The following is an 18498-nucleotide window of genomic DNA, read 5'->3' on the forward strand; positions in this document are numbered from 1 at the left end:
ATAACTTAAGTTAGAAGCAAAAATCAAAGTAGAACAAAATGTAAATCCGTAGCTCTACAAACTCCTCAACTCTAAAACCCCTAAACTCATTTCACTCCTATACCTTTGAGCTCTTGCTCCAGTCGCTTGTTCCAGTTGTCCTGGGCGGTTTTGTCAAGGCCGTGACGGGTTTCAGCGTCGTACTGCTCCTGCAACTGGTTCATTTCGCGGAACGACTCTATGAAGTGGTACTGGATATTGCTGTTGTAATCTGAAAGCGAGAGTTCTTCGGGTTTTATTTTCTGCTTGAAGCGTTCCGACACCAGTTTGACGATATCAAAATGACGCTGCTCGTGGTTGAGCCCATAGGGATCCTGCGCGTTTTCCTTTACCCAGGAGGAGCTTTTGAGCACGTATACCTTCATGTTCAGATTCAGGTGAATGATACCATCGCGTACCTCCGTCTCACCCTCGTAGGCAAAACTTGGAAATACGGTAGCAGAAAAGCGGCTCGTTTTGTTGACATCCGCCTGAAAGTCATTCCAGTTGAGCGGCCGGTTCGGGTCGTAGAAAACCGTGTCCTGATCGGCTGAGCCAACGTAATCTGTGAAACTCACCTTTATACCTTTGGCCAGCTTGGGATTGGTGTTGGCCTCACGGTCCATCCAGGTGTTGAGGTAGCGCAAAGCTTCCACAATCGACTGGCGCATGGCGGGCTCTGTCACTTCGTTTCGGGTCACTGACCGCTCGTAGCGTCCGCCACCCTTATACTGAAGCAGTGGCACTGTCTCCCCTTCCCGCTCCATTTCAAAGGACATGATCACCGAAATGTTGCCGGCTACCCGACCACTCGCCGTAGGTGTTTCCTTTACCTGCAGTTCCTTCAGCCGGATGATGATGGGCCGTAGTGATTTGTCTGCAGGCAGGCTTTTTTGGATAAAAGTCCGAAGCGCCACATGGACACCGCCTTGCAGATCGACAGCCTGCACCTTGCCCGCGCCACCCACCGGCAGCAGGTAGGCAACCGCTTTGCGGTCGCTGCGGTCATCGACGATATCAGCTATATAAAACTCGCGGGGAGTAAATGGCAGCTTCTCGGCTCGCAGTACAAGAGGCTCCATGTTACTGCCTATACCTGTTGCCTTCGCGTAAAAGAATACCAGCAACAGCAGCAACCCAACCGTACAGGTGTAAAGTTTTTTGGACATAAAATGCATGATCAGAATATGAGCTTTTTTCTGAGGCTATACCTATAACAGAAGCCCGGGCCGCTTTCGTTCAGTCAGTTTGGAGGAGCTTTACCACATAAAATCAGCTGCAGTATTAAACTATTTTTTTGCAATCCAGTCTATACTTTTGACTATCTTAGCCTAACCATTCAGGTATTTCTTTTATCGCTTTATGAAAACTTCTTTTTATTTACGTCCCATACTCTTATTCATCCTGGTGCTGGCTCCCTTGCTGACCATGGCGCAAAACGGCAACAGGAATAACCGTCCGAGCCCGCCAGCTACCGCCACCGGCAAGATCGGCGATGCCCTGGTAACCATCGATTACAGCAGCCCGGCGGTTAAAAACCGTAATGTTTGGGGCGAACTGGTACCTTACGGCAAAGTGTGGCGCGCCGGTGCCAACGAGGCCACCACGATCGAGTTCAGCCAGGATGTGCAGATCGAAGGCCGACACCTGGCCAAAGGCAAGTACAGCCTCTACACCATACCGAACGAGAACAGCTGGACAGTCATTTTCAACAAAGCCACCGGCCAGTGGGGCACGGAGTACGATGAGCGGCAGGACGCACTGCGGGTAACGGTAAAGCCCCGCAAAGCCGCTAAGATGCACGAGCGACTGGCCTATGTGGTCGCCAAAAACGGCATCCTGATGCGCTGGGAAAACCTGGAGTTGCCCGTTAAGATAAAGTAACCTCAATTTGAAAGCCGCCTATACCTGATATAGCGCGGTTTTTTTATGTCAAACCCATAACCTCAAGCATCGATGATAAAACTACTGAAAAACACCACTGTTGCCGGGCTCTCCTATTTGTTCCTGATGGGCTGCGCCGGCTCTGACGCGACATCTGCCAACTCAGAAGATCAGATAGTTTCATCTGGCCGTAGCGCTGTTCCAGAAGAAACTACAGCCAGCTCCACATCGACTGCATCCGCTACTGCTTCAACGCAAGCCACCAATGCCGCGAGGCAGGCTACGGAACTGGAAGGTGCCTGGCGAACAACCGATGGACAAGGCAATGAAGTGGTGATGCTGGTACAGGACGGCTTCATGACATTTGCCCATTTCAACCAGCAAAACAAGCAGTTTCTGGGCACAACCGGGGGCACCTATACCTTATCCAACGGTACGTTTGAGCTCAAATATGAATTCAACACCCTGGACTCTACACAGTTAGGAACGAGCACTTCGGCGAACTTTAAACTCGAAAAGGACCAGTGGACTTTAAGCAGGGACGGCTCTTCAGATACCTGGAACCGCATCAACGAAAGCAACAGCAACTCCCCGCTCGCGGGTACCTGGCGCATTACGGGCCGCGAGCGTGACGGGCAGATGAATACCATGCGCCCCGGTCCGCGCAAGACGCTGAAAGTACTCTCGGGCACCCGCTTCCAGTGGATCGCCTTCAATTCCGAAACAGGTCAGTTTTCAGGCACAGGTGGAGGCACCTATACCGCCGAAAACGGCAAGTATACCGAAAACATCGAATTCTTTTCGCGCGACAGCAGTCGGGTGGGCATGTCGCTCAGCTTTAACTTTGAGGTGAAAGACGGTAACTGGCACCACTCCGGCCAGAGCAGCACGGGTGCTCCGGTGAACGAGATCTGGTCCCGCATCTCGAAAGATTAATTTCAAAAAGGTATGGCAGGTATAAATTGGATATCTGCCACGCTTTCCTGAAATTGATTTCCTAAACAAGCACCCACCATGAAGGACACACTAGACCGTCTGGTCGTGACAAAAGCTTCAGGAGAGAAAGTACTTTTCTCTGTAGGCAAGCTTCGGCTCTCGCTCATCAAGTCCGGGGCCGATGAGGAACAGGCCGATGAGGTGATCCGACAACTGGTACCCGAACTCACACCCGGCATCTCCACCAAAAAGATTTACCGAAAGGCCTTTGCCATCCTCAAGCGGATTTCCAGCACGGCTGCTGCCCGCTACAGTTTGAAGCAGGGTATCATGCAACTGGGTCCTTCCGGCTTCCCTTTCGAGAAGTTTGTCGCCGAGATCCTGCGCGCGCAGGGTTACCTGACAGAGATCGGCGTTTTCATAGACGGCCACTGCGTGCGACATGAAATAGATGTGCTGGCGGTGAAGGATGGCAGGCGGGTGATGATCGAATGCAAATACCACAACCTGAAGCGTAACAAGTCTGATGTAAAAATCCCGATGTACATCCATTCCCGCTTCAAAGACGTGGAGAAGGTATGGCCGTCTGAAAATGAGTTTGAAATCCGCTTTCATGAAGTCTGGGTGATGACGAACACCCGCTTCACAGAAGACGCCATCCGCTTTGCATCCTGCATGCAAATGAAGTTGATCGGTTGGGATTATCCGCACAAAGGGGGCCTCAAAGACATTGTGGACTCGTACCGGCTATACCCGCTTACCACCTTAACTACGCTTACCAAAGCGGAAAAACAGCGGCTACTGGACCTAAAAATCGTGCTCTGCAGTGAGCTGCTGCACCACGAGGAGCTCCTGCACCGGGCTGGTTTGAACGAGGAACGGGCCAAAGGCGTGATGAAAGAAGTAGAGGACCTTTGTAACGGACGCTATGCCTGACAGCAACTCCAACATACTGCGCCTGCGCCGCCTCGGTATCGACACGCATACCGAAAACATCGTCTTCATGCGGGCCGACTGCCAGGTATGCCGCTCCGAGGGCTTCACGGCCAATACGCGGGTATCGGTGAACCATGGTGCGTACCATATCATCGCGACGCTCAATGTCATCACCTCCGACATCATACAACCCGGTGAAGCCGTGCTTTCCGAGGAGGGATTCCGGCACCTGCATGCACAGGAAGGAGATCTGATCACCGTCACCCATCTACGGCCTATACTTTCGTTCAGCGAGGTGCGGGCGAAGATGTTCGGGCGGAAGTTCAACGAAGAGGCAATTCAGCGGATCATCGCCGACATCACGCAGGGACTATACTCCAAAATAGAGATCGCTGCTTTTGTAACCGTTTGCTCCGGCGACAACCTGGGGCTCGATGAAGTGATCTACCTCACCCGCGCCATGATAGAATCCGGTTCACGTCTGCAATGGAAAGAAAAACTGGTCGTAGACAAGCATTGTGTAGGCGGACTGCCGGGCAACCGCACCACCCCGATCGTTGTACCCATTGTGGCCGCCGCTGGCCTGGTTATACCCAAAACCTCATCAAGAGCCATCACCTCCCCTGCTGGCACAGCCGACGTCATCGAAACCATGACACCGGTTGACCTGACGCTGGAACAAATAAAGGAGGTCGTCAAGAAAGAGGGCGGCTGCATGGCCTGGGGCGGCGCTGTTAAGCTGAGCCCAGTGGATGACATTATCATCTCCGTGGAAAAAGCTCTGGACGTGGACAGTGCCGGGCAAATGATCGCCTCGGTCCTCTCCAAAAAAGCTGCGGCAGGTTCTACACATACCGTCATCGACATTCCGGTGGGCCAGACAGCCAAGGTGCGCTCCAAGGAAGAGGCCTTTCTGCTGGAATACTACTTCCGGGCAGTAGGACTGGCTATCGGAATGGAAGTGAAAGTGCTGATCACGGACGGGTCCCAGCCCGTGGGCCGCGGTATAGGACCAGCCCTGGAGGCAATGGATGTTTTGTCGGTACTACGCAACGAAGCGGAAGCACCCACAGATTTGCGTGATCGGGCAGTACAACTGGCTGGTTTGTCGCTCGAAGTGGCCGGACTGGTACCCAAAGGAGGTGGTTTTGAAAAGGCGATGGGAATCCTGCAAAGCGGTGCGGCGCTTGAAAAATTCTACAGCATCTGCGCCGCTCAGGGAGGCTTCCGGGAGCCTATGGCCGCACCTTTACAGCACGTCGTAATGGCCATGTCAAGCGGCGTGGTGCGTAACATCGACAACCGGAAGCTGGCCAAAGTCGCTAAGCTGGCGGGTGCTCCAAAATCTCCGGGCGCAGGTATACGTTTTCAGGCTCCGCTCGGCAGGTATGTAAAAAAAGGAGAGCCGCTGTTTACGATCTTTTCCGAGTCGCAGGGCGAGTTGAGCTACGCCCTTAATTACCTGCATAGCTCAGGCCATATTGTAGAACTGGTTAACTCATGAAAACCCTCGTATTTGCCCTGCCCGGAAACGAGGCCCTTACTGCAGCATTAGCAGTGCACTTACAGGCTGAGATTGGAGAAGCCGTTATACGCCGTTTCCCGGATGGCGAGAGCTACGTGCGTATTCTATCGGATGTGCAAGATCAAAAAGTAGTGCTGGTTTGCTCGCTGCACCAGCCGGACCAAAAGCTGCTACCGCTTTACTTCATGGCCAACACCGCGAAAGAACTAGGCGCAGCCGAAGTAAGCCTGGTAGCCCCCTACCTGGCCTACATGCGGCAGGACAAGCAGTTCCATCCCGGCGAGGGTGTCACTTCCCGCTATTTTGCCGACCTGCTTTCAGGCACCGTAGACAGGCTCTACACCATCGACCCGCACCTGCACCGCTTCCACGACATGCACGAGCTATACGCTATACCTGCACAGGCGCTGCATGCTGCCCCTATTGTTGCTTCCTGGGTGAAAGCTCACATTAACAAGCCCCTCCTGATTGGGCCCGATGAAGAGAGTCTGCAGTGGGTGAGTGAAGTGGCCGGACTGGCAGAGGCGCCTTACCTGGTGCTGAACAAAACCCGACTCGGCGACCGTGAAGTGCAGGTGACCCAACCCGAAATGGCCAATTACCAGCAGCATACACCTGTGCTGGTAGACGACATTATCTCCACGGCCAGAACCATGATCGAAACCGTGCAGCACCTGAAAAAACTCACGCCACAGGCACCCGTTTGCATTGGCGTGCACGCTGTTTTTGCCAAAGGAGCTTATGATGCCCTGCTTCAGGCCGGAGCTGCCCAGGTCATCACCTGCAACACAATTCCGCACGTCTCCAATGGCATTCAGGTTGACGCTTTATTAGCAGAGGCAATCCAGGCTTAAGCCGTCCCTTTTTTCTGCTCCGCCTCTAGCATGTTCTCCAAGCCTTTGAAAAAAGCATCCGGGTTAAAGGAAATGCTATCGATGCCGTGCTCTACCAGGAAGGCAGCATAGGCGGGGTAGTCACTCGGGGCCTGGCCGCAGAGACCGACTTTGGTACCCGTCTTTTTGGCTTTTTGCAGGGTCATCACAATGAGTTGCTGCACCGCCTGATCAAAAGGCGAAAAGATATCGCTGAGCAAACCCGAGTCGCGGTCGGCACCTAAGGTCAGCTGCGTCAGGTCGTTCGAACCAATAGAAAAACCATCAAAATGCTGGGCGAATTCCTCGGCCAATAAGGCATTGCTCGGGATTTCGACCATCACGTATACCTCCAGGCCGTTCTCGCCGCGCTTCAACCCATAGTCTGCCATCAGCCTGATCACTTTCTCGCCTTCCTGCACGGTGCGGCAAAAAGGGATCATCAGTTTCACATTCTTCAGCCCCATCTCTTCCCTTACTTTTTTCATGGCCCGGCATTCCAGTTCAAAGCCTTCCTGGTAGAGCCTGTGGTAGTAGCGTGAGGCCCCACGCAGCCCGATCATCGGATTGGCCTCGTCCGGCTCAAACTGCCGGCCCCCCACCAGGTTGGCATACTCGTTCGACTTGAAGTCGCTCATCCGTACGATCACGTCTTTGGGGTAGAATGCCGCTGCAATAACCGCAGTCGCCTCGGCCAGTTTGTCAACAAAATAGTCTGCCTTGTTTGGGTAATGGTGCGTGAGCTGTTCAATCTTTTCACGGGCCTCAATATTCTCCACCTGATCGAAATGGGTGAGCGCCATGGGGTGAATCTGGATGGAGTTGGTAATGATGAATTCCATGCGCATCAGCCCAACACCATCATTCGGCAGAAAAGAATACTTAAAGGCTTGTTCCGGATCACCGAGAATGAGCATGGCTTTGGTGTGGGGTTTACCGAGCTTGCTCATATCGGTCTTTTTCTCGTCCCATGCGAGTTTACCTTCATACACATAACCCGTCTCCCCTCCCGCTGTCGACACAGTAACCTCCTGCCCGTCCTGTATGGTTCTGGTGGCATCGTTGGTACCCAGAACAGCCACTGCACCTACCTCCCGTGCCACAATGGCGGCATGGCTGGTGCGACCACCTTGATCGGTAATGATGGCACTGGCTTTTTTTAGAATGGGATCCCAGTCCGGGTCGGTTTTGCGGGTTACAAGCACCTCCCCTGCTTGCAGCCTGTCGCTCTCATCTGGGGTCTGCAACACGCGGGCTATACCTGACACAATGCGGTTGCTCAGCCCTATACCTGAACAGAGCACTTTTCCCGTTTCCTGCAAGGTATATTCTGTGAAAAAAGCCGCGTTCTTATGTTGGCTCTGCACTGTTTCTGGACGAGCCTGCACAATAAATAGGTCGCCAGAGTTGCCGTCTTTGGCCCACTCAATGTCCATGGGCTGCTGGTAGTGTTCCTCGATGCGCTTGCCCCATTTCGCCAGCTGCACCACCTCTTCGTCTGCCAACACATATTGTTCCTGCCTTTCCGCGGGAGTGTCTAGATTGACGATAGCGTCTGTTGGACTTTGCAAATCATCTCCCGACCTTTCGGCATACACCATGGTCTTTGCCTTGCTCCCAAGCTTGCGCGATATGATCGGCTGCCTTGCTTTGTCAATCATGGGCTTGAATACGACAAACTCGTCGGTATTCACAGCGCCCTGTACCACGTTCTCACCAAGGCCCCAGGAGCCCGAAATCACGACCACATTCTCAAATCCCGTATCCGGATCGAGCGTGAACATCACCCCGGAGCAGGCTTTATCGGACCGCACCATGGTCTGTATACCTACCGAGAGTGCCACCTGCATGTGCTTAAACCCATTGTCTATCCGATACTTAATGGCCCGGTCCGTAAACAGTGAGGCATAACTGTGGTGACAGGCGTTGAAAAGATTCTGGAGTCCGCTCACATTCAGGTAGGTTTCGAGCTGACCGGCAAAGCTGGCAGTGGGCAGGTCTTCGGCAGTGGCACTGCTGCGCACGGCCAGCGAAATATGTTGGCCATACGCTGATTTCAAATAGGTATAGCCTTTCTCAATTTCTGCCCGTATCTCATCCGGCAAGGGCTTACTCAGAATCAGTTCCCTTGCCAGTTTGCCCACTTCGGACAGGTTATGAAAATCGTTAGTGTCCAGCCTGGCTAGTACTTCTGTTAACTGTACTTTCAGATTATGCTGCTCCAGAAATTGCCAGTAGGCAGCCGAAGTAGTTGCGTAGCCATCGGGCACACGTATACCTTCCGGGTTGAGCTGGTTATACATCTCTCCAAGCGAGGCGTTCTTCCCGCCCACTTTGCTGATGTCTCTGTAACTGATGTCTTTGAAGTGCTTGATGAACGGTTCCATGGCTGGTTACATATAAGCTGAGGTATAACTGGTCGAAGTGAGTTCTCAAATTCACACCTAATCTCATAACGAAGGCCTATTTACTTGGTTTTGAATTATATACAAATCAATCTTATATAAATACCAGTCCCGTTACTAGCTGTCTGCCACCTGTTTTAAGTCATAACATCAGTTCAAAGTAAGCTAGCTTTTACGACAATTCTCAATGGTTATAATATTTTTAAGTACTATTTAAACAATTCTTTGTCCGGTTTTAAAACACTCTCGTATAACACCCTAACATTCAAGCATATATTACAAGAATACGGGAGGTATTATGGGAACTGTCAGGCACTTACTCCAGAAAAAGGGAAATAGGGTTATCTCCATTTCCCCCGATAGCACTGTTTACAGCGCACTCGAAAAGATGGTGGCTCAAAACGTAGGCGCACTCATTGTGATGGAACATGGCAAATTTGCCGGTATGTTCACTGAGCGAGACTATGCCCGTAAAGTTATCCTGAAGGGTAAGGCCTCGCGCGATACCCTGGTGCGCGAAATCATGAGTGAGCACCCCGTTGTGGTGACAACCGACACGACCATAGACCAGTGCATGGGCCTGATGACTGAAAAGTACATACGCCATCTACCTGTTATAGAGAATCAACAACTCGTAGGTTTGGTGTCTATTGGTGACATCGTGAAGTGCATGATTGACGAGCAAAAATGCATTATTGAAGACCTTGAGCAATACATAACTGGGCACCACGAGTAGTAGCCCGGATATCATGATTAGGAGAAACCATGCAGGAAACAGCCGAAACAACAACGTTACTGTGGCCCCTGGCAGTGTATGGCGCCATTGTGCTTAGCCTGGTGCTACTTATACTGGGCCTTTCATACGTGCTTGGCCAAAGGGGAAACGCACGCGCCACCGGTGAGCCCTACGAGGGCGGCATTGTGAGCGCAGGCGGTGCCCGCATCCGCTTCTCCTCTCAGTTCTACATGGTCGCCATGATGTTCGTAATCTTCGACGTGGAGACCATCTTTATTTTCTCATGGGCCATTGCTTTCCCCGAACTGGGCTGGTATGGCTATTTCGGCGTGCTTGTCTTTATTGCAATGTTGGTGGTGGTGCTGGTATACGAGTGGCGTAATGGTGCTCTGGACTTCGGTCCGGATGGCAAGAAAATACTGGCCGCTTACAAACGATTGCTGCAGAAGCCAAGTCTAAATTGAGGCTTTAGACAGAAAACTAGTAGACAATTGAAAGACTAAAGATTGTTTGACGAGAGGTATAATACTGTCAGATAATAATTAAGTCTTAAAGGTATAACGAAACACCCTACGCTATGAAATGGTGGTTAAGCAAACCCGAGGCGCCGGCCAATGCCCTGACAGGCACCAGCTCTTACGAAGAGACAGTGCAGCAAAGCATTATGCTTACCACGCTGCAGGACCTGATTGGCTGGGGTCGCAAAAATTCCATGTGGCCTTTTCACTTTGGTCTCTCCTGCTGTTTTGTAGAGATGGCCACCAGCATGACGCCTAAATATGACCTTGCCCGTTTCGGAGCAGAAGTAATACGGGGTACCCCCCGGGAGGCGGACGTGATGATCATCGCTGGCACGGTTTTCATCAAAATGGCCCCGATCATCAAGCGACTACATGAGCAAATGATGGAGCCGAAATGGGTGATCTCGATGGGCTCCTGTGCCAACTCCGGCGGCATGTACGACATCTACAGCGTGGTGCAAGGCGTGGACAAATTCCTGCCAGTCGACGTCTACGTTCCCGGCTGCCCTCCCCGACCAGACGCCTTCATGGAAGGCCTGATGTTACTGGCCGACCGGGTAGGAAAAGAGCGCCGCCCCTTGAGCTGGACCATCGGCGAACAAGGAGTTATCAGACCGGAAAAAATAGAAGTAAAAGCAGGCAAGAAAGAACGCTGGAGCCAGATGAATGAGTTTAAGTCACCGGATGAGCTTTAGGAGTTTGGGGGTTGCGGAGTTATGGAATTGCAGGGACAGGTCGCGACCTGTCCGAATCGTGCAAAGGGCTTGTTTGTCGGAATCAGGATTTACAGAATTAAGGGATTGATAGGATTTAAAGATTAACAGGATTCTCTCAAACGCCGGGTCAAACCACCCCTAACCCCTCCTTATCCAAGGCGGGGAACCTGGGGCTGCAATGGGTTAGGTATAGGCGCTGTAGGTCTATTACTCTCACAGACCACTGGCAGGTATAGCAAGACTAACTTGCACGCTTACAATGAAACAGATCGCTTTAGCCAGGTGCACCAACGACGATTTTTTGTTGGGGGTAGGGGCCCTCGACAAAGAGCGGTCAGCGAGTTTAAAAGCGTCTTGATTTTTTTGCTTACTGGGGGTAGGAGCCCTCGATTTTTTCATCAAGGAAAAAAGTAAGTGCCCGCCGCACAGGCGAAACAATGAAACAAGTTAGCAAGCTACAAGCGACAGCCGTTGCTACGCTAGCAAGCTATAGACACAAGTATAAATTTAGCATAAAAAGAAAGAGAGTACATGAGTTAAGCATTCATCAAATTTTAATGGCCTCCTCCCATGAACAACAACAGCGGCATACTGGAGCAACTCAAGTCGCGGTACGGCGAAGACACGTTCAAGTCGCAGACCACCAAGGATGACATCCTCACCCTCTGGCTTCCTGTGGACCATGTGCCGGAAGTGCTGAAATTCCTGAAGCACGACCTGCCGCAGCCCTTCCTCCTCCTCTTCGACCTGACGGCCATTGACGAACGCACCCGCAAACCCGAGAACGGCCATATACCTTACAGCTTCAAGCTCATCTACCACCTCTTCTCTTTTGAGCGCAATACCTTTATCAGACTGAAAGCCGGCCTTCGCGAAGACTTCCCGAAAGCACCAAGCATCAGCGGACTCTGGCAAAACGCCAATTGGTATGAGCGCGAGGTATACGATATGTTCGGCATTCGCTTCGAAGGCCACCCGCACCTCTCCCGTATCCTGATGCCGCGTACGTGGGTAGGTCATCCGCTCCGCAAAGAGCACCCAGCCCGTGCTACGGAGATGGGTCCTTTCCAACTGTATGACGATAAGATAGACCTGGAGCAATCTGCACTGCAGTTTAAACCCGAAGAATGGGGACTGGCAAAGCAGAGTGATGATACGGACTTCATGTTCCTCAATATAGGTCCGCAACATCCGGGCACACACGGTGTGCTCCGCATCATTCTACAGCTCGACGGCGAAGACATTGTGGACGCTATACCTGACATCGGCTTCCACCACCGTGGTGCTGAGAAAATGGGCGAGCGCCAATCCTGGCATACCTACATACCTTATACTGACCGCGTGGATTACCTCGGCGGTGTAATGAACAATCTCGCCTACCTGCAGGCTGTTGAGAAACTGGCAGGTATAGAGGTACCCGAGCGGGTGAAGTATATCCGGGTGATGTTGTGCGAACTCTTCCGCATCGCCAGTCACCTGGTATGGTATGGCACCTTTGCGCAGGACGTAGGCCAGTTATCGCCGGTGTTCTACATGTTTACCGACCGCGAAAAAATTTTCGACATCATCGAAGGTATCTGCGGTGGCCGCATGCACCCCAACTGGTTCCGCATCGGTGGTGTGGCGCAGGACCTGCCCAAAGGCTGGGAGCAACTCGTGCAACGCTTCATCGACTACTTCCCGAAACGACTCAAAGAATATGACGGGATGGTGATGAAGAACAGCCTCTTCAAAGCCCGCACGGTAGGTATAGGCATCTTCACCAAAGAAGAAGCCATTGAATGGGGCGTGACCGGACCGAACCTGCGCGCCTGTGGTTTTGAGTGGGACTTCCGTAAAATGCGCCCCTACTCTGGTTACGAAATGTTCGACTTCGAAGTGCCCACCGCCAGCAACGGCGACTGTTACGACCGGGCTGTGGTGCGGGTAGCGGAAATGCGGCAAAGTCTACGCATCATCGAGCAATGCGTGAAGAACATGCCGGCCGGACCTTACAAGTCAGAGCACCCCATCACCACGCCGCCTGTCAAGCAAAACACCATGCACGATATCGAGACCCTAATCACGCACTTTTTGGGTGTGACCTGGGGGCCGGTGATACCTCCGGGAGAAGCCATGAGTTGCATCGAAGCGACCAAAGGAGCCAACGGCTACTACTTGACCAGTGACGGGAACACTTCCCCTTACCGGGTCCGCATCCGCACTCCCTCCTTCCCGCACATGCAAATGCTCCCCTACATCACGAGAGGCTATACCGTAGCTGACTTGCTGTCGATATTGGGTGCGATGGATTATGTACTGGCAGATATTGATAGATAATTCAAAAATTTAACACCTATGCTCACCTCCGAAGAAAAACACAAAATCGACCACGAAATCAGCCTGGTGCCTTCGCCGAAGAACGCTTGTATTGAAGCGTTAAAAATCGTGCAGAACAGTCATGGCTGGGTGTCGGACGAGAGCCTGCAGGATGTGGCGAACTATGTGGGGATGTCGCCTGCGGAGCTCGACAGTGTAGCCACCTTCTACAACCTGATTTTCCGCAGACCAGTGGGACGGCATGTGATTCTGGTGTGCGACAGTATCAGTTGCTGGGTGATGGGCTACGAAGGTATACGCGACAGTCTCAGCGAAAAACTGAACATCCAATACGGCCAGACCACCGAAGATGGCCGCTTTACCTTGCTACCCAACTGTTGCCTGGGCACCTGCGACCGGGCCCCTGCCCTTATGATTGACAACGATTTGTACCGTGACCTGACGGTGGAACAACTGGACAAGATTCTGGAAAAGTATACCTAAAACCCAAGTGGGCATACCTATGGAGAAGCCCCTGACCCAACACATTGTCCCCGGACGCGCACCGCTCTCCCTCAAAGAATACGAGCATGTGGGCGGCTATCAGTCGGTGCGAAAAATCCTGAAAGAAATAGCTCCTGCAGATGTGCAGAATTTAGTCAAAGCCTCCGATCTGCGGGGACGTGGAGGCGCGGGTTTCAACACCGGCCTCAAATGGAGTTTCGTGCCGATGGGTCCCGAAGCGGCCAAGCCAAAATACCTCGTGGCCAACGCCGACGAGATGGAGCCTGGCACTTTCAAGGACCGCGTGCTCTTGGAAGGAAATCCGCACCAGCTGATAGAAGGAATGATTGTGGCGGCTTACGCCATAGACGCGAATATTTCCTACATCTTCATGCGCTGGGCTTACAAAGTGGCGGCCCGGGAAATAATAAAAGCCATTGACGAAGCTTACGAAGCGGGTTATCTGGGCGAGAATATTCTGGGTTCAGGATTCAGTCTGGACATGCACCTGCACACCGGCGTGGGCAGGTATATGTGTGGCGAAGAAACCGCTTTGCTCAATGCCCTCGAAGGCAAGCGGGCCAACCCACGCGCCAAGCCGCCTTTTCCGCAGGTAAGTGGTCTGTTTGGCAAACCCACTATCGTGAACAATGTGGAGACGCTTTGCTGTCTCCCGCACATCATCAACAACGGCGCTGAGTGGTTCAAAGGCCTGAGCAAAACCCAGGATGCGGGCACCAAACTCTACGGCATCAGTGGTCGCGTGAAAACGCCCGGTTGTTGGGAGTTACCAATGGGCACGACCATCCGCGAACTGATTGAAGAACATGGCGGTGGCATGCAGGATGGTTACCTCTTCAAGGGACTTTTGCCGGGTGGCGCTTCCACAGATTTTCTGGTGGAAGAGCACCTCGATTTGCCCATGGATTATACCGCCATTCAGGCTGCCGGCAGCCGCATGGGTACGGGCACGATGATTATCCTTGATGACCAGACCTGCCCGGTGGGTTTCGTGCACAACCTGCAGCATTTCTTTGCGCAGGAGTCCTGCGGTTTTTGTACGCCTTGCCGCGAAGGACTGCCCTGGGTAGAGAAAATCCTTTTGGCCATTGACCGGGGCGAAGGCAAACCCGAGCACCTCCTCACACTCGACTTTCATACCAAATACCTTGGTCCCGGCAACACATTTTGTGCCCTTGCCCCCGGCGCTATGGAACCCCTGCAGAGCGCTCTGAAATACTTCAGAGAAGATTTTGAACGACATATTCACGAACACCACTGTCCCTGGAGCAAAGCGAAAGTATGGCAACCATCTATATAGACGACAAACCCTACGAAGTACCTACTGGCAAGAACCTGTTGGAAGCATGCCTCACACTCGGCAAAGATCTTCCCTACTTTTGCTGGCACCCGGCCATGGGCTCGATTGGTGCTTGTCGGCAGTGCGCCGTGAAGGTATACAAGGACGAAAACGATACCAAGGGCAAACTCTTTATGTCGTGTATGGAACAGGTGCGCGACGGCATGCGCATCTCCATTGCCGACATGGAAGCCAAGGAGTTCCGGGCGCACATTATCGGCTGGCTCATGACCAACCATCCGCACGACTGCGCTGTGTGTGACGAAGGTGGCTCTTGCCATTTGCAAGACATGACTGTGATGACCGGTCACAACTACCGCGCCTTCCGCTTCGACAAACGCACTTATATCAACCAGTACCTCGGGCCCTTCATCAACCACGAAATGAACCGCTGCATACAGTGCTACCGCTGTGTGCGCTACTATAAAGACTATGTCGGCGGCAAGGACCTCGACGTGTTCGCCGCCCACAACCACCTCTACTTTGGTCGCCACGAAGATGGTGTGCTGGAGAGTGAGTTCAGCGGCAATCTGGTGGAAGTCTGTCCTACCGGCGTGTTCACCGACAAAATCCTAAAGCAGCACTATACCCGCAAATGGGACCTTACCATGGCGCCGTCCGTTTGCCACCATTGCAGCCTGGGTTGCAATATCACGGCAGGCGAACGCTACGGCAGTTTGCGCAACATCACAAACAGGTATAACGGCGAAGTGAACGGCTACTTCCTCTGCGACCGCGGCCGCTTTGGCTACGAGCACGTGAACCATGTGGGCCGCATCCGAAAGCCGCTGGTACGGGCAAAACTACCTGAAGCGACTGATAAATTAACTGCACTACAAGCTGCGGCTGCCGCTTTCCGGACTGGCAGCGTGATAGGTATAGGTTCACCACGAGCCTCACTGGAGTCGAACTTCATGCTGAAAACGCTGGTGGGAGAAGACAATTTTTACCAGGGAGTTTCCGACACGGAGCACGATTTGGTTTGTCTGGCACTGAAGATTCTGAAAGAAGGCGCTGCCCGTACTCCATCGTTGCGAGAAGTGGAACAAGCCGATGCGGTGTTTATTTTGGGTGAAGACGTGATCAACACCGCTCCCATGCTGGCGCTGGCCGTGCGGCAATCAGTGCGCAAACAACCGGCCCTCGAGCATATTTCCAAAGCCAACATACCGGTGTGGCAGGATGCAGCCGTGCGGGAGCTGATGCAGGATGAGATGGGTCCGCTCTACATCGCCACCATCCACGACACCAAACTCGACGAAATCGCCACCCATACCTACCACGATTCTCCTGACGCCATTGCGAGACTGGGCTTTGCGGTAGCCAATTTTATACATGCTGATTTCCCGGAAGTGAAAGGGTTAAATGAAGACGAAATTCAGCTGGCACGCCAGATTGCCGACTCATTGATGGCTGCGAAAAAACCGCTTGTTATTTCCGGAACTCACTGCGGCAGCGAACGGGTATTGATGGCCACAGCAAACATCACCAATGCGCTGGCGGCAAAAGAAAAAGAAGCGGGCATTGTGCTCACTTTGCCGGAATGTAACAGCATGGGTCTAGCGATGCTGGGCGGTCATAAATTGGAGTCGGCTTTCGAAGCAATTCTGAATAATTATGCTGATACGGTCATCATTTTGGAGAATGACCTCTACCGCCGTGCCAACGCAGGTACAGTGACCAACTTTCTGAAGACCGCCAAAAACGTGCTAGTGCTCGACCACCTACACAACGCCACCACCGAAGAAGCTGACATTCTACTAGCAGCCGGCACTTTTGCGGAAGCCGATGGGACGTTGATTAACAACGAAGGCCGTGCGCAGCGCTTCTTCCAGTTATACCCGACCAGTGAAGACCTGCAGGAAAGCTGGCGCTGGTTAGGTGAACTGGGTACTTTGCTGGCCCACGACCGCATCAGTCACTGGCACGGCTTCGACGATGTATTGCATGGTTTGGTAAAGGAGCATAAAGAGTTCAAAGGGATTGACGCCGTAGCACCGGGAGTTGACTTCCGCATTGCCGGGCAGAAAATACCGCGGGCGCCCCACCGCTTTAGCGGGCGCACCGCCATGCTGGCCAACATCAACGTGAATGAACCTAAACCGCCGGTGGACCCAGATGCGCCGCTTTCCTATACCATGGAAGGCTATCGCGGACAACCACCTTCCTCCATCATTCCATTTTTCTGGGCGCCGGGCTGGAACTCGGTGCAGGCCACCAACAAGTATCAACAGGAAGTGGGCGGTCACCTGAAAGGCGGGGACCCGGGTTTGCGCTTAATCAAACCGGACACCTCCAAAACTCAGCCTTATACCCAAACGGTTCCTCAGAAATTTCAGCCACTGGAAAGCCAACTCTACATGCAGCCACTTCACCACATTTTTGGCACCGAAGAACTCAGCATGCACTCCCCGCCCATTGTGGAGCGGGCGCCGGAGCCTTATGTTTTGCTCAATGAAGAAGACGCCATCCAGATGAAACTACAGGAAGGCCAGAGTTTGAGTTTCACCATCGAAGGGCAGGTATACCAACTGCCTGTAAAAATGAGTCCGGTTATCCGCAGCGGCAGCGCAGGTATGCCCGCCGGATTGCCGGGTATACCTTATGCCGAACTGCCTGCCTGGGCAACACTTAACCGAGAACTCAAATGGAAACAGCAACCCCAAACTACTTACTGATTATCGGTGGCGTGTTGTTCGTCATGCTCAACGTGGCGGCACTGCTTATCTGGGTAGAGCGACGCGGTCTGGCTCTGTTCCAGGACAGGTATGGACCCAACCGAGCAGGTCCCTTCGGCTTGCTGATTGTAGCCGCCGACTCCATCAAGCTGTTCTTCAAACAGGACTGGATTCCGCCCTTTGCTGACAAACCGGTCTTCATTCTGGCCCCGGCTATTGTGGTGGTCACGGTGCTGATGTCGTTCGTGGTCATTCCCTTCGCTCCGGGCATCGTGGTAGCTGACCTCAACATCGGTTTGCTGTTCTTTCTGGCGATGTCGTCGATGGGCGCTTATAGCATTATACTCGGTGGTTGGGCCTCCAACAATAAGTACAGTTTGCTGGGTGCCATGCGCGGCGCAGCGCAGATGATTTCCTACGAAGTGTTCATGGGCCTGTCGCTGATGGGCGTGGTGCTGATGGCGGGCTCTTTCAACCTTAGCACCATCGTGGAAGCGCAGCGGGGCCTATGGTTCGTGGTGCCGCAAATCATCGGTTTCGTCATCTTCTTTATCGCAGGTATAGCCGAAACGCACCGCCTGCCTTTTGATGTGCCGGAAGCGGAAAGTGAGCTCGTAGCCGGTTTCCACTCCGAGTACTCCGGTATGAAATTCGGTATGTTCTTCATCGGCGAGTACATGGGCATTACCTTGATTTCCTGCATGATGGTGGTCTTGTTTTTCGGCGGCTGGCTCGGCCCGGATTTCCTGCCACCCATCGTCTGGTTCATCCTCAAGACAGCTTTCTTCCTTATGATCTTCATCCTTCTGCGTGCCTCCATGCCGAGACCACGCTACGACCAATTGATGGAATACGGCTGGAAGTATTTACTACCGCTGACGCTATTGAATCTGGTGGTGACAGCGGGGGTTATGTTGTGGCTAAATGATGGATTTAGGTGATTGAGTGAATGAGTGATTTAGCGATTGAGTGAATATAATTATGTCATTTGAATGAAATGAGAAATCTGGAATAGTTCGGTAATCACATTGATCCAGATTTCTCGCTGCGCTCGAAATGACAAACCCCAGAACTGCTCTAACTGCTCTTTCGGATTTGCAATCCGAATG

Annotated in this window: 15 protein-coding genes; 13 read left to right on the plus strand and 2 right to left on the minus strand. The window is 52.7% G+C overall.

The features are described 5' to 3' along the window. Positions 1–86: 86 nt before the first annotated feature. Positions 87–1187 (minus strand): hypothetical protein, encoded by a 1101-nt coding sequence (locus AC4QZR_RS05535; RefSeq protein WP_494480001.1) that lies wholly within the window; start codon positions 1185–1187, stop codon positions 87–89. A gap of 193 nt (positions 1188–1380) precedes the next feature. Here AC4QZR_RS05535 and AC4QZR_RS05540 point away from each other — a divergent pair, with 193 nt between their 5' ends. From AC4QZR_RS05540 to AC4QZR_RS05560, 5 genes are all read left to right on the plus strand, one after another. After that, positions 1381–1902, plus strand: coding sequence for a DUF2911 domain-containing protein (locus AC4QZR_RS05540; RefSeq protein ID WP_494480002.1), 522 nt, complete (start codon positions 1381–1383; stop codon positions 1900–1902). 72 nt (positions 1903–1974) lie between these two features. Then, positions 1975–2838 (plus strand): DUF4488 domain-containing protein, encoded by an 864-nt coding sequence (locus tag AC4QZR_RS05545; protein WP_494480003.1) that lies wholly within the window; start codon positions 1975–1977, stop codon positions 2836–2838. Between the two features lie 78 nt (positions 2839–2916). Further along, the gene (locus tag AC4QZR_RS05550; protein ID WP_494480004.1) at positions 2917–3774 is read left to right on the plus strand and encodes a restriction endonuclease; all 858 of its coding nucleotides are present in this window, start codon (positions 2917–2919) and stop codon (positions 3772–3774) included. Continuing rightward, on the plus strand, positions 3767–5278 hold the full coding sequence (locus AC4QZR_RS05555) for a thymidine phosphorylase family protein (RefSeq protein ID WP_494480005.1): 1512 nt from the start codon (positions 3767–3769) through the stop codon (positions 5276–5278). The genes AC4QZR_RS05550 and AC4QZR_RS05555 overlap by 8 nt, the downstream gene beginning before the upstream one ends. Further along, positions 5275–6153, plus strand: coding sequence for a ribose-phosphate pyrophosphokinase (locus AC4QZR_RS05560; RefSeq protein WP_494480006.1), 879 nt, complete (start codon positions 5275–5277; stop codon positions 6151–6153). Before AC4QZR_RS05555 ends, AC4QZR_RS05560 begins: the two co-directional genes overlap by 4 nt. Here the strand turns inward: AC4QZR_RS05560 and ppsA are convergent. Continuing rightward, complete coding sequence (gene ppsA / locus AC4QZR_RS05565; RefSeq protein ID WP_494480007.1) at positions 6150–8558, minus strand: phosphoenolpyruvate synthase; 2409 nt, start codon at positions 8556–8558, stop codon at positions 6150–6152. The genes AC4QZR_RS05560 and ppsA overlap by 4 nt on opposite strands. 316 nt (positions 8559–8874) lie before the next feature. Here ppsA and AC4QZR_RS05570 point away from each other — a divergent pair, with 316 nt between their 5' ends. The 8 genes from AC4QZR_RS05570 to nuoH all read left to right on the plus strand — a co-directional run bounded on the left by AC4QZR_RS05570 (position 8875) and on the right by nuoH (position 18330). Beyond that, on the plus strand, positions 8875–9312 hold the full coding sequence (locus AC4QZR_RS05570) for a CBS domain-containing protein (protein ID WP_494480008.1): 438 nt from the start codon (positions 8875–8877) through the stop codon (positions 9310–9312). A gap of 29 nt (positions 9313–9341) precedes the next feature. After that, positions 9342–9776 carry an NADH-quinone oxidoreductase subunit A gene (locus AC4QZR_RS05575; protein ID WP_253404366.1) on the plus strand — a complete coding sequence of 145 codons (435 nt, stop codon included), beginning with the start codon at positions 9342–9344 and terminating at the stop codon, positions 9774–9776. Positions 9777–9889: 113 nt separating this feature from the next. Then, the gene (locus tag AC4QZR_RS05580) at positions 9890–10528 is read left to right on the plus strand and encodes an NADH-quinone oxidoreductase subunit B (protein WP_256488590.1); all 639 of its coding nucleotides are present in this window, start codon (positions 9890–9892) and stop codon (positions 10526–10528) included. A gap of 591 nt (positions 10529–11119) precedes the next feature. After that, positions 11120–12868 carry an NADH-quinone oxidoreductase subunit C/D gene (nuoC, locus tag AC4QZR_RS05585; RefSeq protein WP_494480009.1) on the plus strand — a complete coding sequence of 583 codons (1749 nt, stop codon included), beginning with the start codon at positions 11120–11122 and terminating at the stop codon, positions 12866–12868. A gap of 18 nt (positions 12869–12886) precedes the next feature. Further along, positions 12887–13351: an NADH-quinone oxidoreductase subunit NuoE gene (gene nuoE, locus AC4QZR_RS05590; protein ID WP_494480010.1), complete on the plus strand. Its 465-nt coding sequence runs from the start codon at positions 12887–12889 to the stop codon at positions 13349–13351. Between the two features lie 19 nt (positions 13352–13370). Then, complete coding sequence (gene nuoF / locus AC4QZR_RS05595; RefSeq protein WP_494480011.1) at positions 13371–14672, plus strand: NADH-quinone oxidoreductase subunit NuoF; 1302 nt, start codon at positions 13371–13373, stop codon at positions 14670–14672. Beyond that, positions 14654–17389, plus strand: a complete 2736-nt coding sequence (gene nuoG, locus AC4QZR_RS05600; protein WP_494480012.1) for an NADH-quinone oxidoreductase subunit NuoG — start codon at positions 14654–14656, stop codon at positions 17387–17389. Before nuoF ends, nuoG begins: the two co-directional genes overlap by 19 nt. After that, positions 17359–18330 (plus strand): NADH-quinone oxidoreductase subunit NuoH, encoded by a 972-nt coding sequence (nuoH, locus tag AC4QZR_RS05605; RefSeq protein WP_494480013.1) that lies wholly within the window; start codon positions 17359–17361, stop codon positions 18328–18330. Before nuoG ends, nuoH begins: the two co-directional genes overlap by 31 nt. Positions 18331–18498: the final 168 nt, after the last annotated feature.

The sequence above is a fragment of the Pontibacter sp. YIM B11418 genome (assembly GCF_059278805.1).